The sequence below is a fragment of the Sinomicrobium pectinilyticum genome (genome assembly GCF_003725735.1).
GTDB classification, from domain to species: Bacteria; Bacteroidota; Bacteroidia; order Flavobacteriales; family Flavobacteriaceae; genus Sinomicrobium; species Sinomicrobium pectinilyticum.
Genome location: NZ_RJTM01000074.1, coordinates 1 through 14,724, shown reverse-complemented (window position 1 = coordinate 14,724; position 14,724 = coordinate 1). Strand labels below are relative to the sequence as shown.

At 46.0% G+C, this 14,724-nt stretch carries 12 protein-coding genes; 5 read left to right on the top strand and 7 right to left on the bottom strand.

What is annotated here, in order from left to right:
• The first annotated feature begins 67 nt into the window (after positions 1-67).
• Genes ED312_RS10920 through ED312_RS10905 form a run of 4 tightly spaced genes read left to right on the top strand, consistent with a single transcriptional unit; the run spans position 68 to position 3,795 of the window.
• Positions 68-1,459 carry an RtcB family protein gene (locus tag ED312_RS10920; RefSeq protein WP_123216053.1) on the top strand — a complete coding sequence of 464 codons (1,392 nt, stop codon included), beginning with the start codon at positions 68-70 and terminating at the stop codon, positions 1,457-1,459.
• A complete protein-coding gene (prfH, locus tag ED312_RS10915; protein WP_123216052.1) occupies positions 1,459-2,151 on the top strand; it encodes a peptide chain release factor H in 693 nt (230 codons plus the stop codon). Before ED312_RS10920 ends, prfH begins: the two co-directional genes overlap by 1 nt.
• Positions 2,135-2,668, top strand: coding sequence for a tetratricopeptide repeat protein (locus ED312_RS10910; protein ID WP_123216051.1), 534 nt, complete (start codon positions 2,135-2,137; stop codon positions 2,666-2,668). The genes prfH and ED312_RS10910 overlap by 17 nt, the downstream gene beginning before the upstream one ends.
• Positions 2,665-3,795 (top strand): MBL fold metallo-hydrolase, encoded by a 1,131-nt coding sequence (locus ED312_RS10905; RefSeq protein ID WP_123216050.1) that lies wholly within the window; start codon positions 2,665-2,667, stop codon positions 3,793-3,795. Before ED312_RS10910 ends, ED312_RS10905 begins: the two co-directional genes overlap by 4 nt.
• A gap of 24 nt (positions 3,796-3,819) precedes the next feature.
• Here the strand turns inward: ED312_RS10905 and ED312_RS10900 are convergent, their stop codons facing one another.
• The 3 genes from ED312_RS10900 to ED312_RS10890 all read right to left on the bottom strand — a co-directional run bounded on the left by ED312_RS10900 (position 3,820) and on the right by ED312_RS10890 (position 9,885).
• Positions 3,820-6,930, bottom strand: a complete 3,111-nt coding sequence (locus tag ED312_RS10900) for a GH92 family glycosyl hydrolase (protein ID WP_123216068.1) — start codon at positions 6,928-6,930, stop codon at positions 3,820-3,822.
• 266 nt (positions 6,931-7,196) lie between these two features.
• Positions 7,197-8,891 carry a ribonucleoside-diphosphate reductase subunit alpha gene (locus ED312_RS10895; protein WP_123216049.1) on the bottom strand — a complete coding sequence of 565 codons (1,695 nt, stop codon included), beginning with the start codon at positions 8,889-8,891 and terminating at the stop codon, positions 7,197-7,199.
• 19 nt (positions 8,892-8,910) lie between these two features.
• Positions 8,911-9,885, bottom strand: coding sequence for a ribonucleotide-diphosphate reductase subunit beta (locus ED312_RS10890; protein WP_123216048.1), 975 nt, complete (start codon positions 9,883-9,885; stop codon positions 8,911-8,913).
• A 399-nt stretch (positions 9,886-10,284) separates the two neighbouring features.
• Here ED312_RS10890 and ED312_RS10880 point away from each other — a divergent pair, with 399 nt between their 5' ends.
• Positions 10,285-11,196: an NAD(P)/FAD-dependent oxidoreductase gene (locus ED312_RS10880; protein WP_123216046.1), complete on the top strand. Its 912-nt coding sequence runs from the start codon at positions 10,285-10,287 to the stop codon at positions 11,194-11,196.
• A gap of 287 nt (positions 11,197-11,483) precedes the next feature.
• Here the strand turns inward: ED312_RS10880 and ED312_RS10875 are convergent, their stop codons facing one another.
• The 4 genes from ED312_RS10875 to ED312_RS10860 form a co-directional block, all read right to left on the bottom strand.
• On the bottom strand, positions 11,484-11,957 hold the full coding sequence (locus tag ED312_RS10875) for a hypothetical protein (protein ID WP_123216045.1): 474 nt from the start codon (positions 11,955-11,957) through the stop codon (positions 11,484-11,486).
• Between the two features lie 8 nt (positions 11,958-11,965).
• The gene (locus ED312_RS10870) at positions 11,966-12,937 is read right to left on the bottom strand and encodes a cytochrome P460 family protein (RefSeq protein ID WP_123216044.1); all 972 of its coding nucleotides are present in this window, start codon (positions 12,935-12,937) and stop codon (positions 11,966-11,968) included.
• A gap of 219 nt (positions 12,938-13,156) precedes the next feature.
• Positions 13,157-14,206 carry an alpha/beta hydrolase gene (locus ED312_RS10865; RefSeq protein WP_123216043.1) on the bottom strand — a complete coding sequence of 350 codons (1,050 nt, stop codon included), beginning with the start codon at positions 14,204-14,206 and terminating at the stop codon, positions 13,157-13,159.
• A gap of 18 nt (positions 14,207-14,224) precedes the next feature.
• Positions 14,225-14,638 carry an OsmC family peroxiredoxin gene (locus ED312_RS10860; RefSeq protein ID WP_123216042.1) on the bottom strand — a complete coding sequence of 138 codons (414 nt, stop codon included), beginning with the start codon at positions 14,636-14,638 and terminating at the stop codon, positions 14,225-14,227.
• Positions 14,639-14,724 lie beyond the last annotated feature (86 nt).

Genomic DNA, 14,724 nt, shown 5'->3' with positions numbered 1-14,724 from the left:
CCCGGGCAAAACAAGATGCCGGTTTATGGAAAAAACCGGTTTGTTATCGAATATTTAAAAAAGAGACATGGGAAGTAAATTATCCGGGAAAGATCTGATTAAATTAGGGTTCCCGAAAAATAATACAATCAATATTGCCTTAGGGCAAATTCACAGATACAGGAAGAAAGAAAAAAAATCAACGATTCTTAAGGAAGCCGGGCAAGTGCTTCTTAATCCTGAAAAGTACAAAAATCACGGTACCTGGGGGAAACTGGCCGAAGGGCTGATAGCTCCTGTAGAAGTGCGTATGCATGAACTGATAAATCAAAGAGCCCCGTTTTCCATATTCGGGGAAAATGAGATAGACGAACAAGCAAAGCAACAGTTGTACAACGCTCTGAAGCTGCCTGTTACCGTACAGGGAGCCCTGATGCCCGATGCGCATTCCGGTTACGGATTGCCTATAGGTGGAGTGCTCGCAACAGACAACGCGGTGATACCATATGGTGTTGGTGTAGATATAGGTTGTAGAATGAGTTTGTCTGTGTTTGATATACCCGCAGGTTACATACAGGGAAAAAAAGAACGTTTACAGGGCGTACTGAAAGACCATACCAAATTCGGAATGAAGGAGACCCATGACAAAAAAATGGACCATGAGATCTTTTCACGTCCGGAATTTGTAGAGATACCGCTGGTGAAGAAACTTTTGGATAAGGCCTATAAGCAACTCGGTACTTCGGGAGGGGGAAACCATTTTGTAGAGTTTGGTATAGCGGAAATAAAGAGGGAAATACCAGGTTGTAAACTGCCGCCCGGAGAATACCTGGCCTTGTTATCGCACAGCGGCTCCAGGGGACTGGGAGCATCCATAGCAAAACACTATACCTATCTGGCAACCAAGCAATGTCCGTTACCCAAAAACGTACAACACCTGGCCTGGCTGGATATGGATACGCATGACGGACAGGAATACTGGGCCGCGATGAACCTTGCGGGTGATTATGCAAAAGCATGTCACGATAATATACACCTCCGGCTTTCCAGGGCTTTGGGGAAACGAATTGCCGTTACCATAGAAAACCATCACAATTTTGCCTGGAAGGAAAAAGTGAATGGAAAGGAATGTATTGTTCATCGCAAAGGTGCCACTCCTGCGTCTGAAGGACAATTGGGAATTATTCCTGGTTCCATGACTGCTCCCGGATATATTGTTATAGGGCGTGGAAATGCGGATAGCCTGAATTCGGCTTCACATGGTGCAGGAAGGCTTTTTTCGCGTTCCAGGTGTAAAAGCATGTTTACCCGGAATGAAATGAAAAAGGCCCTGAAGGAAAACGATGTTACCCTTATTGGTGCAAGTGTGGACGAAGCCCCTATGGCTTATAAGGACATCAATACTGTAATGCGGCTTCAGGAAGAACTTGTAGAGGTATTGGGAAGTTTCAGGCCCCGGATCGTAAGAATGGATAAGTAATGGAAACAATGATACAGATCACCGCCGGTAACGGACCGGCGGAATGTACGAAGGTGGTGGCCCAGGTGCTGAAAAAATTCCTGGACGAAGCGCGAAATGAGGGGATAGAAGCAACCGTTATCGAAAAAGAAAACGGGGAAGAGAACGGTACTGTAGCCTCAGTACTCCTTCTTCTGGAAGGGAAAGATGTACGGCATTTTTGCAAAAACTGGGTCGGTACGGTGCAGTGGACGGGGAAAAGTCAGTACCGGAAGCACCATAAGCGAAAAAACTGGTATATTGGTATCTTTGAAATCGAAAAAACAGATGCCGAAGAAGTATCCGAAAAGGATATAAAATACCAGGCATGCAGGAGTTCGGGTGCCGGAGGACAACATGTAAACAAGGTGAGTTCTGCCGTAAGGGCTACACATATTCCAACAGGAATAAGTGTTCAGGCCATGGACTCCCGTTCGCAACACCGCAATAAGGAGCTTGCCCGTATGCGTTTGTTCCGCAAACTGGAAGAAGAAAAACGGAAACAGTACCGGAAACAGTTTACGCAATTAAGAGACAACGGGCTGCGGGTAGAAAGAGGTTCTCCTGTCCGGGTGTTTACCGGTTCCGATTTTAAAGAACAGAAGACCAATAAGAGTTATAAAAAGCAAAGACAACAATTAAAAAATAAACTGAGAAATGACATCGATTCATAAATATCTGCTCCAGGCCATGGATAATTATCCGTACAACCTGGAAGACACCCTGGAGTCCCTGGACTTTGCGTTGTCTTACGATGAAAACAATACTATGGTATTGTGCCTGTATGGTCGTATGTATGCCGAACAATTGCAGCAGTACGAGGAGGCCAAAGCCTGTTTTCAGAAAGCATTGAGCATAAATGTCAATGCTATTGAGATTTATCCGTATTACATCGAGACCCTCTTGTTCAATGAAGACTTCGAGGAAGCTGAAAAGCTTATCGCATTTGCCCTTACCGTAAAAGGTATCCGAAAGATAGATATCAAATGGAGGGAGGTATTGCTTTATGAAATGAGAACAGACCTGGAGAATGCATTGCAGCTGGCAAAACAATTGAAACTGTATACATTTGATTCCGGCTGGAACGGAACTATCCGCGAAACCATAAAAAGACTGAAACAGAAAATAAAAATTGTTTACGGGGAAGACGATACCGAAAAGCCTGAGAAAAATACGGCTAAGAAAAAGTGAAACGATTATTCAGACTTTTAAGACGTATTATGCTCATACTCATTTCTGTTGTTATCCTGTTCCTGGTCTCGGTTTTTATATACATACAGCACCCGAAATTCGGCAAGGCCCCTTCGGGGGAAAGACTGGAGCGAATAAAACAATCCCCGAATTATAAGGACGGGGCTTTTGTAAACCGTACGTTTACCCCTTCACTGACCGAGGGATACTCGTTTGCAGGCGTACTGTTCGATTTTCTGTTCAGGAAAAAACCGGGCCTGGTGCCGGATGTCCGTATACCTTCCGTGCGGACTGACCTGAAAGCATTACCGGCTGAGGACAATGTGCTGGTATGGTTCGGACATTCGTCATATTTTATGCAGGTGGACGGATTGAAGATACTGGTAGACCCGGTATTCAGCGGGAATGCCTCTCCCGTACCGGGATCGACCAAGGCCTTTAAGGGGACTGATGTTTATATGGTTTCCGACCTCCCGGAAATAGACTATCTCTTAATAACGCACGATCACTACGATCATCTCGATTACGAAACGGTGAGTGCTTTGAAAGACAGGGTGAAAAAAGTGGTCTGCGGACTCGGAGCAGGTTCTCACCTGGAACATTGGGGCTATACGGCTGAAATGCTGGAGGAAAAGGATTGGGACGAAACGGTGGAACTTTCATCCGGAGCTAAACTTCATACACTTACTGCAAGGCATTTTTCGGGACGTACTTTTAAAAGAAATAATACGTTATGGCTTTCCTACCTGCTCGAAACGCCGAAAAGAAAAATATTCCTGGGAGGAGACAGTGGTTATGATGGACATTTTGCCGAAATAGGAGAGCGGTTTGGTACCATAGACCTTGCTATATTGGAAAACGGACAGTACAATGAGGCCTGGCATGCCATTCACTGCCTTCCCGGGGAAACCCTCAAGGCAGCAAAAGACCTGAATGCGAAAAGGCTGATGCCCGTGCATTCCTCCAAATTCGCCCTGGGAATGCATCGTTGGGACGAACCCTTAAACGAGGTCTCGGCGGGGAATAAAGCCTATGGTTTTCCACTGGTCACCCCATTGATAGGAGAGGCGGTAAACCTGGATGACGACAGCCAGGAATTCCGGGAATGGTGGAAAGCGATCAAATAGCTTTTATGGTTTATTCCGCAGAGATTATTCTGTTTCCCATGTTCTATTGGGCTCGGGGCCCATTTCCAGGAGAAGTTCTCCGCCCTTCAAAAGTTCTTTTGCAGGGAACCAGTGCTGGTTCAGGGGCTTACCGTTAAGTGTAGCTTTCTGAATATATTTGTTCTTGTGACTGGTATTTTGCGCCCTGATGACAAATGTCTTTCCACGGCCGTAGCGTTCACCGAGATCGATGGTGATTTCGGAAAACAGGGGACTTCCCAGTTCGTAAACAGGGTCGACCCTGCTTCCGCCATCCGTCTGAAAAAGCCCTATGGCATTCATAACGAACCAGGCGCTCATCTGGCCCTGATCTTCGTCTCCCAAATAAGCATTTTCCTTGCCATATCCGTAATAACGCTCCAGGATACGCCTGCTCCATTTCTGGGTGAGCCACGGTTTTCCGGCCTGGTTAAACAGAAAAGCAAAGTGCATGGATTGCTGGTTGCCCTGCACTACGGGATAATCCCAGTACTGGTCATTCGGACCGTTAAACCTCCATTTATCACTTTCCTCAAAACCCCATTCCAGCCGTTCCAGGAATTTATCTTTTCCTATCTTACCGATAAGCCCGGGAATATCCTGGGGAACAAAGAAGGTAAGCTGCCAGGCGTTGCCTTCAACATAATGTTTGTTGGCACCGCTTTTGAAGGGGTCAAAGCCCTGCATCCAGTTCCCTTTCGCATCTTTCAGCCTTGCAAAACCGGTTTCCGGATCAATGACGTTTTGCCACCATGTACCACGCTCGTTAAATGTGTGGTATATATCCTTTTTTCCGAGGGCTTTGGCGAACTGACCTACCGTCCAGTCATCAAAACTGTATTCCAGGGAATTGGAAAAACGCCCCTGGTCATAAGGCACATAATGATGTTCCAGATAGGTTTTCAGGTCCCGGTTACCGGCATATCCGCCGCCTACTCCCGAAGGCATTGAGGTTTGCATTTTTTGCATGGCTTCCAACGCTTTGTCCGCGTCAAAGTCACGGATTCCCATTTGATAGGCGCCTACGATCAGGGGTATTTCGTGTTCCGCCACCATTACGGGAATATATTCCATCCCGGCGGGGCCTTTGGCTAGCCAGCCATTGTTGTCATACATGGCCAGTTGCGATTTTACCCATTGCGAGGACCATTCCGGGGTAACCAGGTTCCAGAACTGGTTCAGGTTCCAGAAGGTATTCCAGAAAGCATCACATCCCAGGGCAAGTTGGCCGGGATCGTCAAATTGTATGATCTCCTCGTCGGCATTTCGCCAGCGACCGTCCACATCACTGTAAATATTCCTTCCGGCGAGGCTTCGGTACATATTGGTATAAAACCTTTCGTATTCCCTTTTGTCATCACTTTGAATTTGTATTCGCGACAGCAATTCGTTCCATGCGGCCCGGTTGGCTTCTACCACCGCATTAAAATCCCAGTCAAAAGGAGTGGTTATTTCGGTCCGGAGGTTCAGGGCTGCATTGTCTGTACTTACATAGGAAATACCGGTTCGTAACTGCACCTGCTTCTTTGTCCGGGTATCGAATTCGACATACATCCCGGCCTGTTGCGGATTTTCCGTTTTCAGGTCCGTATCCTTCGCTGTAGTATCGTTAATCCAGGAACCGTAATTGGCTATCGGCCGGTCGAACTCCATAACAAAATGAACGATATATTCCTGGTTTACACCGCCGGACCAGACGTCACGGGAGACCTGGTGGCTGTAGCCTTCCAGTTTGAAATCATCCACTTTTTTGATTTCGGCCTTAACTACTTCATAACCGTATTCGGCTGGAATGGTAAGGTCTATCATAATCCTGCCTTCCGGGCTGTTGTTATAGGTGTATTGCTGAAAACTGCCCCTGGTGGTTGCTGTTATGGCTGCTGTAATATCGGTATCCGTGAGATGTACTTTGTAGTACCCGAGGGGGGCTTCCTCACTGGTAAGGTCAAACCTGGAGCGGTAACCGCTTTCCGGGTTGCTTTCATCCCCGACGGTGGTCTGTAATGTTCCGGTAGTAGGGAAGGTTCCCAGCCCTGCCATGGTCCATTCATGGATATGACTGAATGTGCCGATGGACTCGAAAGTGGGATTGTATCCTGCCTGCCAACCGGAATTCTGATTATCCGGGCTTAGCTTTACCATTCCGAATGGCATCCAAGGGCCGGGAGCGATCATCCAACGGGAGTGCCCCGTACCTAAAAGTGTATTGACGGCATCGGCCGGAGTGGCCTGTTTCTGTGGACTACGGTTAACAATACCTTTTTGCAACAGCAGGTTCCCTGACCATATTTCGAAATCGCTTTGTACCGTATTTTTCACGGAAGGCATGGGAATTTCCAGTTCGTAAGTGTCTTTGGTGATCGTCTTGGAAAAAACAGGTTTTCCATCCAGTTTAAACTCCAGTTCCGGTTCTCCTTCCAGGCGGAGGAGGCGGACCAGTAATGGTTGATACGACTTACTGTTTTTCAAACGTTCATAAGCGGCGGGTTTTACACTTTTGATTATTAAGGAGCCGGACTTTTGTAATTCCACGGGCTTTGTTGCCATGAGTTTCACCTGGTCAAAAGCGATCCATCCACCTTCGACCACGGAGAAGGATATTTCATTATTTCCCTCCCGGAGCATATCTTCGGGAATATCGATATCAAGGGATTGTTCCCGGGAAGGAGATGCTTTTCCACTTGTCAGGGCCATTCCCGTTCCTCTTTTCAGGATAAATGACCGCGGATGACCGTTAATAGTAATTCGTAGTGCGGGAGCCCGTAGTGTATCCGTATCCAGCAGATCTATATGTAAAGTATAGGCTGTACCGGGTTTTGGTTTCTGCAGCCCGAATTCGGCATTGAGTACATGAGAGCGTATCCCCGCGGTGTTACTCGTGCCTCCCCAGGAGTTTTCCGGTCCGGGGATCACAAACGGCCAGTCTTCTTCCGGTTTGTGGTGACCAATGACAAAAAAACGGTCTTCAAAGCCGAAATCCTTCTCCACAAATTTCTGATACTGGTCCGGATACAGCGCAAGACCCCGGGCGGAATTGTCCGGTTGCCCTATTTCCCATACCACATTTTGCTGCGCAAACAACAATAAGGAGTTCAGAATAAAAAAAGGAAGAATCATTTTTTTTAATGGAGATACTTGGGGTGAGGGGGCAGGGCCGGGGATGGTCATTTTAAAGTAATATTATGTTGGAAAATATTTTAATTAAAAGTTCATATGTTTGAACATGTTGCAAGTTAAAAAAAATGTTGGTTTCGAAATAATTTTTTCTTCTTTTTTCATGACCGGGATGTAAAGTGCTGACGAACAGCTTCCTTTAAAACAGCGCATCCGAATATTTGCAGAAAATATTCGGATGCGCTGTTTTATGATATCGGGGAAAACCGTCAGGATTCGCAGCTACTGCAATTCACCAGGTTGTTTACCATTTCTTTGGAAACACTCTGACTTCTTTGGTAATACAGTGTTTTCACTCCCAGTTTCCACGCTTCGATAAGGAGTTTGTTAACTTCCTTGATAGGCACGGCAGAAGGGATATTTATGTTCAGGCTCTGGGACTGGTCTACATATTTTTGCCGGATAGATGCCTGTTGGATGATCTCCAGCTGGCTGATTTCCTTAAATGTCTTAAAGACTGCTTTTTCCCTTTCGTCCAGGCCTTCCAGTTTCTGAACGCTTCCGCTGTCGAGCATAATGTTCCTCCAGGTATCCTCGTTGTCGAGACCTTTTTCCTGCAACAGTTTTTTCAGGTACTTGTTTTTACGGATAAAATTTCCTTTGGAAAGTCCCGCTTTATAATAGTTACTGCTAAAAGGTTCTATTCCGGGAGAGATCTGCCCGAGAATGGCGGAAGAAGAGGTTGTAGGCGCAATGGCCAGGGTTGTGGTATTCCTTCGTCCGTATCCTTTCAGTACTTCGGGTTCGCCGTATATCCTCGCCAATTCTTCGGTGGCCTTGTCCGCTTTGTCCCTGATATGTTTAAAGATCTCGGTGGTCTTCATTTTAGCTTCCATGCCTTCAAACGGGATCATACTTTTTTGCAGGTAGGAATGCCAGCCGAGTACTCCGAGCCCAAGGGCCCTGTGACGTTTTGCAAAACGGTTTGCCGAAGCCAGGTAATAATTTCCTTCCGTCTTTACTATGAATTCCTGAAGGACGGCATCGAGGAAGAATATGGCCAGTTTTACCGCTTCGGTATTTTTCCACTCGTCATATAGTTCCAGGTTCATGGAAGACAGGCAGCAGATAAAGGATTCGTCCTGGGAGGAAGGCAGCATGATCTCCGAGCAGAGGTTGCTGGCGTTGATCCGCATATCGTGGTCTTTGTATACCTGTGGCTTGTTACGGTTTACGTTATCGCTGAAAAAGATATACGGCAAACCTTTTTGCTGCCTGCTCTCCAGTACTTTAGCCCAGACTTTCCGCTTGTCCATATCTCCGTCTATCATTTCCTGCATCCAGTAATCGGGCACACAAACACCGAAGAACAGGTTCTGAATGGGATTCCCTATATCTTTGATCTTCAGGAATTCTTCTACATCCGGATGATCTATATCCAGGTAAGTGGCAAAGGCACCGCGGCGTACACCTCCCTGGGAGATGGTATCCATCGCGGTATCGAACAGCTTCATAAAGCTAACGGCACCACTGCTTTTTCCGTTGTCGGTAACCGCACTTCCCCGGGCACGGAGCGAACCGAAATAACCGGAAGTACCTCCCCCGATCTTGGTTTGCATGATAACCTCGCCGAGTTTATGGGTTATTCCTTCTATATGGTCGGGTATATGTACGTTAAAACATGAAATGGGCAATCCTCTTTCCGTACCCATGTTGGCCCATATGGGAGAGCTGAGGCTCATCCAGCCGCGTTCTATCATTTCCTGGAAAGATTCCTTTAATTCCGGTTTGTACAGTCTTTTGGCCGCGGCAGTGGTGATCCGGTCAATAGCGCCTTCAACCGTTTCTCCTTTCAGTAAATATCCCCGGTTGAGTATTTGTTCACTTTCTTCGTTTTTCCACCAAAGCTTTTCTCTCAGCGTAATATCGTTCTCGCTGGTCAGCGGTAATTCTTTTGTGATCATGCGTACATTCGTTTAGTGTTTAGAATAAATCGTCTGCGGTAATACTTTTGTCATGTTTGGTATAATCCACCGGTCTCTTGGCAAAGAAGTCGTCCAGACTGTTTGCAAAAACTTCTTCTTCGAACCAGCGCATGGGAGCATATTCTGCAGCCGTGATATCGTATATCCTGCCCAACCCTATCTTTTCCATACTGTCGTCGATACGGAATTTCATAAAGTTGATCAGGTCTTCTTTACGGATGGTTTCCAACTCGCCGTCCTCAAAGATCCAGTCGAGTATTTTTCCTTCGACATCCAGGGAGTGTTTTACGGTTTCTCTGATATGCGAAACGGTTTCCTCATCAAAGAAATCCGGGTATTCTTCCCGGATCTTGTTTACGATATAGATCCCTGCATTAGCATGTATCTGCTCGTCAACAGATGTCCAGGCAATAATATTGCTGACGTTTTTCATCAGTCCCTTAAAACGGGGAAAGGAGAGGATTATGGCAAACTGGCTGAAGAGCGATACGTTTTCTATAAGGATAGAAAACAGGATCAGTGATACTACATATTGTTTATCGTCCTGCGAATTGGCATTTTTAAGCGCCCCGGAAAGATATTCCACACGGTCGCGGATCACCGGGACTTCCAGCAGGTTCCGGAATTCGTTGTTATATCCCAGTACTTCCAGCAAGCGGGAATAGGCTTCGGAATGCCGGAATTCGCATTCGGCAAAGGTACTTCCCAGTCCGTTGAACTCGGGTTTCGGGAAGTGCAGGTAGATATTTCCCCAAAACGTTTTTACGGCAACTTCTATCTGGGCAATGGCCAGTAAACTGTTTTTTATTGCGGTTCTTTCCGCCTGGTTCAGGTACGAATGAAAGTCCTGCGTGTCCGCAGTAAAATCTACTTCACTGTGTACCCAGAAAGACTTGTTAATAGCCTCGGTAAATTTTAACACATCGGGGTATTCAAACGGTTTATAGTTCACTCTTCTGTCAAAAATTCCCATAATACTCGTGTTTAGTATTTCTTAGATTTAAGTAATAAGTTTGAAATCAGATTCCTGGAAAAACAAAGGAGAATTCCTTTATCTTTTTCTATGAGAAAACTAAATTAAGTCAAGATCAGTTTGGTTTTTCTTAAAGTACAAAAAAGATTTGAAAAGGTTATTAACACTTAGTTAATGTTCTATTATTTAAGTTTTTATACCTTTATCTGTTTTACCCTTTTCTTTATTAAATCGCGGAATAACAGCCGTATATCCCATGTTTTCAACAGACAATCCGAGGGCACTTATTCTCCCTTTTTATTAAATGCAATTATGTTGCATTTAATAAAAAACGTTTATCTTTGTAATAAAAAATGAGGTGGATGAATGGCAATACCATTTCCAGTAAAAAATTAATTTATGAAAAACAGGAATCAGTTTGAAGTTATTGTTATAGGGGGAAGTTATGCCGGTCTGTCGGCAGCGATGGCCCTGGGAAGATCACTGCGTAAAACCCTTATTATAGACAGCGGTAAACCCTGTAACAGGCAGACGCCTTATTCACATAATTTTATAACCCTGGACGGAACGCCTCCTGCGGTTATTGCGGAAAAGGCCAAAGAACAGGTTCTGCAATACGATACGGTTATTTATGAGAAGGGGCTGGTAACACAGGTAGAAAAGGAGGGCACCGGATTTACAGTGAAACTGGACAACGGGGAGTTCCGCACTGCCCAAAAAGTACTTTTTAGCACCGGTGTCCGCGATATTATGCCTCCCATTCCTGGGTTTAAGGAATGTTGGGGCATTACTGTGATCCATTGCCCTTATTGTCACGGTTATGAAGTACGGAATGCCAGAACGGGAATACTGGCTCATGGAGAAAAGGCTTTTGATTTTAGTAAGATGATCCGGCACTGGACGGATGACCTTACCTTGTTTACCAATGGTGAGGCCGGGTTGACACAGGAACAAAGAGAACTGTTGAAAAAACTGCACGTCGAGGTCGTGGAAAAGAAAATCTCCGGGTTGACGCATGACACAGGTATGTTAAAACATATTGATTTTGCGGACGGGACTGATTTTGTGCTGGACGCCTTATATCACCATGCGGATTACGAACAGCATTGCAAAGCCCCGGAACAGTTGGGGTGCCAATTAACCGAACAGGGGCACATCGAAGTGGATTTCTTCGGAAAGACTACGATAGAGGGTGTTTTTGCTGCAGGAGATAACACCACTCCCATGCGGGCGGTTTCCGTGGCTGTGGCAGCCGGGACAAAGGCAGGCGCCTTTATAAATAAGGAACTTATAGACGAGGCATATAAATAAACTATTCCTGGACTACAAGTCCGGAGGCTAGGAAGCGGCAATCCTGCCCGTCCGGCGGGGAAATTGCCATAGTTATTAGGTTACTGGGTTATTTAGTCAATACGCAATAACTGAATCACTCAGTAACCTAATAACCACAGGATACCGCCAAAAATTTATAGAAACTAAAGTCTCTGCAATAAATTGCAGGCCTGCCGAAGGCAGGCAGGGTTTTAAACCTAAAACAGAGACCAATAAACAGGCCAGAAATATGCTCCCGACGCTGCCTTACTTTCCGGATACCGCTACTAGGGCGATGGGGCCATGTTTTCGGAAAGTATAAATGCAAGTCTTTTTACGGATTGTACCGGTTCTGCCTTTTTTCTCAGGGGATTACCAATATACAACTCGTAGACAGGCTTTCCTTTTTCGGGGAAAAAGACCCTTTCTACGGAGAATATTTCCCGGGGAATATTGGCTCCGAACCACAGTGAGTCCGCTTTCTGTTTCCAGGTGACTTCGAAAAGAATACTGCCTTTCGGGTATTGTTTATCCCTGTTTGCCCCGGCGTAAGCATATGCGGTTTGGTTACCGTATAAAGTAGACATGGTACCTTTAGCCGGGTTGATGGATGAGGTAATGGCTTTTTCCGCCAGCGGATTTTCCGGTAGCCGGTCTTCTGTGCTTACAGAGGCGTCGGTATTGATATTGGAAGGAGAGAAGCTGCAACCGGTCAGCCAGGTTATACTTAGCAGGAATATCAATTTTAATGTTTTCATCATTCTAAAATTTATTCGGGTTTTGTAAAGATTGCCGGGTTTAGCGGGGTGGTAAATACGTAGTCGCTGTTTTCTACCGGTCTGTGGCAGGTAATACATTCCTCTGCGAAATTTTTGTTCTCACCATAAGGAGCCAGGTTATCGCCACGCCATCTTGCCCAGCCCCAGCCTTTCGTATCTCTGTATTTCCGGGAGTCTTTGATCATAAACTCGACCTGGATGAAGTCCCCGGTGCGTACAACACCGTCTTTTACCGGTTGTTGTTTCCAGGCGGTTTTGGCAAAAATGCTCCCGTCGGGCCAGGGGTTGGTATGCCCGGAACGAATGGCTTCTACAGCTATGTCATTAGCGTAAATGATGCGCATACTGCCGTTATCAAAACGATCGGTTGTACTGATTACTTTCCAGTCCCTGTACCCCGGAACATAGTTTATACCATTCGGTGACGGGGCTATACCCGTATCTTTTTTCCCCGGAGGAAGCATTTCCGGGGGTTTGTTTTCCATTGTTTTCGTTTCCCTTTCGGCATATTTTCTGGGGGTGAGTGAATTTATGTAGGTTTTTAACGTACGTATCTCTTCTGTGGTCAATTCGGCGTCCCGATGTAGCAGCGTGTAGGAGGGAAGCGGCATTTCACCGGCAAGGACCTTGTTCAGTGCATAATATAACTTAGCGTTCTGTTGTGGGGTAGGCAGGCTGTCCCATTTCGAAAAGTCGAGGGCTTCCCGTCCTTCCCGTATATGAGAAGCTACCAGGTAATTAGCCGGGGTGATCCGGTCAAACCAGCTGAGGTCCGGTTGAGAGGAGTGGCAGTCAAAGCAGGAATTTCGTAAAATGTTTTCTACGTGGTCCGGTACATTGGTCAGTAGTTTAGAGCGGGAGTGACTTTTCTCCCCGGAAATATTTTCCGGATCAGGCCCGAAAAACTGGGCGACCGTAAAGCATGCCAGTAAAATGAGAAGTATAAAACCGATTTTTTTCATTGCTCGTTACGTTTATTTTTCGGACAAAATTATATGGAGAAAGCTGTGGAGCAGCGTATAAAATGATGAGAGGGGAATTATTGCTCCCGAAGCCGAATATTGGAGCCTTAAAAAAATGGTGTTCTTTACCGGACCCCGGCGGAACCATCCAAAAATAAAAGACCGCCCTTTCGGAGCAGCCTTTTATGATCTCCCCGAGCGGGGAGGGGAATGATAAATCTATTGCAATGAAGCTTTGATTACGGCAGCAGCCTGGAGTATTGCAGTCTGTACCGCAGGAACATCCGCAATAGGGTTGAGCAGGCCATAGTCGTGTATAAGTCCGTTATATCTCGTTAAGGTTACGGGAACACCGGCTTCGTTGAGTTTCCTGGCATAAGCCTCACCTTCGTCTCTCAGTACATCGTTCTCGGCAGTTTGTACCAGTGCAGGAGGTAATCCTTTCAGTTCGCTGAGACCAGCCTGCAAAGGAGATGCGTAGATATCTTTGCGTTTTTTGGTGTCGGGCAGGTAATTGTCCCAGAACCATTTCATCATATTTTTTGTAAGGAACCTTCCTTCGGCATAGAGGTTGTAAGACGCGGTTTCAAAATTGGCATCGGTCACCGGCCACAGGAGTACCTGCAACTTGATTTTCGGTCCGTTATTATTTTTAGCCATCAGGGCAGTAACGGCAGCCATATTTCCACCAACGCTGTTCCCCGCTAGGGCCAGGTTTTCACCATCCACGCCTATTTCTTTACCGTTTTCGGCTACCCATTGGGTTGCAGCGTAAATCTCGTTAATAGCTGTGGGGTATTGTGCTTCCGGAGAAGGTGTATAGTCAGGGAAGACTGCGACGGCACCGCTGTTTACCACCAGGTCGCGAACTAACCGGCGGTGTGTGGGATAATCTCCCAGCACCCATCCGCCACCGTGGATAAAAATAAACACCGGTGCATTTTTCTTAACCCCTTTGGGTTTGGTAATGTGAATGTTTACTTCATGCCCGTTTTGGGAAATGACGCGTTCGGATTCTTCTATGCCGGAATAATCTACGGATACGGATTTTTGTGCACCGATCAGTACCTCCCGTGCATCTTCCGGACTGAGGGTTTCCAATGGTTTGCCGTCGCCGGAGTTTAATGCGTCCAGAAAAGAACGTACTTCAGTGAAAATCTCGGGGTCTTTTTGTCCTTCATAAGGACGTTTTTCCTGTGCCATGGCTGATGTTGTTAAGGTTAAGGTAAGTAAGATAAGGCTTTGTTTGGTTTTAATGAACGTTTTCATGATTTTTGTTTTTAGTGATTAAGAAATTAGTTGCGCTTGTAATTCAATCTCAAAATTAAAGGCCTGACCTACGGGGCAGGTTTCTTCGGCTTTTTTGGCGATGTCCTGAAAAGTATCGTTGCCAATTCCCAGAACTTTGGCCTGAAGTTGAAGTAAGGATTTTGTGATTTTTCCGTTGTCCAGGGTCACGGTAGAGGAAGTGCTCAGTTCTTCCACTTCATATCCCGCTTCGGTGAGGTCCAGGCTCAGTTTCATGGTGAAACATCCGGCATGGGCTGCGGCCAGAAGTTCTTCGGGATTGGTGCCTTTACCTTCGGCAAAACGGCTGTTAAATGAATACCGGGTTTTGTCCAGGACAGTACTACCGGTGGTTAGATGTCCTTTTCCTTCTTTGATGCTACCGTTCCATACGGCTTGTGCTTTACGTTTCATAGTTTATTTCATTAATAGTTAAACACACTAGTGTCCACTAAAAATTAATATACGTTCTTTGAAACCCTTGTAATCCGTAACTTTCA

Excerpts from the sequence above, each read along its gene's own strand:
- ED312_RS10920 (WP_123216053.1), top strand. The coding sequence starts at position 68 with ATGGGAAGTAAATTATCCGGGAAAGATCTGATTAAATTAGGGTTCCCG.
- prfH (WP_123216052.1), top strand. The coding sequence starts at position 1,459 with ATGGAAACAATGATACAGATCACCGCCGGTAACGGACCGGCGGAATGT.
- ED312_RS10910 (WP_123216051.1), top strand. The coding sequence starts at position 2,135 with ATGACATCGATTCATAAATATCTGCTCCAGGCCATGGATAATTATCCG.
- ED312_RS10900 (WP_123216068.1), bottom strand. The coding sequence starts at position 6,930 with ATGATTCTTCCTTTTTTTATTCTGAACTCCTTATTGTTGTTTGCGCAG.
- ED312_RS10895 (WP_123216049.1), bottom strand. The coding sequence starts at position 8,891 with ATGATCACAAAAGAATTACCGCTGACCAGCGAGAACGATATTACGCTG.
- ED312_RS10890 (WP_123216048.1), bottom strand. The coding sequence starts at position 9,885 with ATGGGAATTTTTGACAGAAGAGTGAACTATAAACCGTTTGAATACCCC.
- ED312_RS10880 (WP_123216046.1), top strand. The coding sequence starts at position 10,285 with ATGAAAAACAGGAATCAGTTTGAAGTTATTGTTATAGGGGGAAGTTAT.
- ED312_RS10875 (WP_123216045.1), bottom strand. The coding sequence starts at position 11,957 with ATGATGAAAACATTAAAATTGATATTCCTGCTAAGTATAACCTGGCTG.
- ED312_RS10870 (WP_123216044.1), bottom strand. The coding sequence starts at position 12,937 with ATGAAAAAAATCGGTTTTATACTTCTCATTTTACTGGCATGCTTTACG.
- ED312_RS10865 (WP_123216043.1), bottom strand. The coding sequence starts at position 14,206 with ATGAAAACGTTCATTAAAACCAAACAAAGCCTTATCTTACTTACCTTA.
- ED312_RS10860 (WP_123216042.1), bottom strand. The coding sequence starts at position 14,638 with ATGAAACGTAAAGCACAAGCCGTATGGAACGGTAGCATCAAAGAAGGA.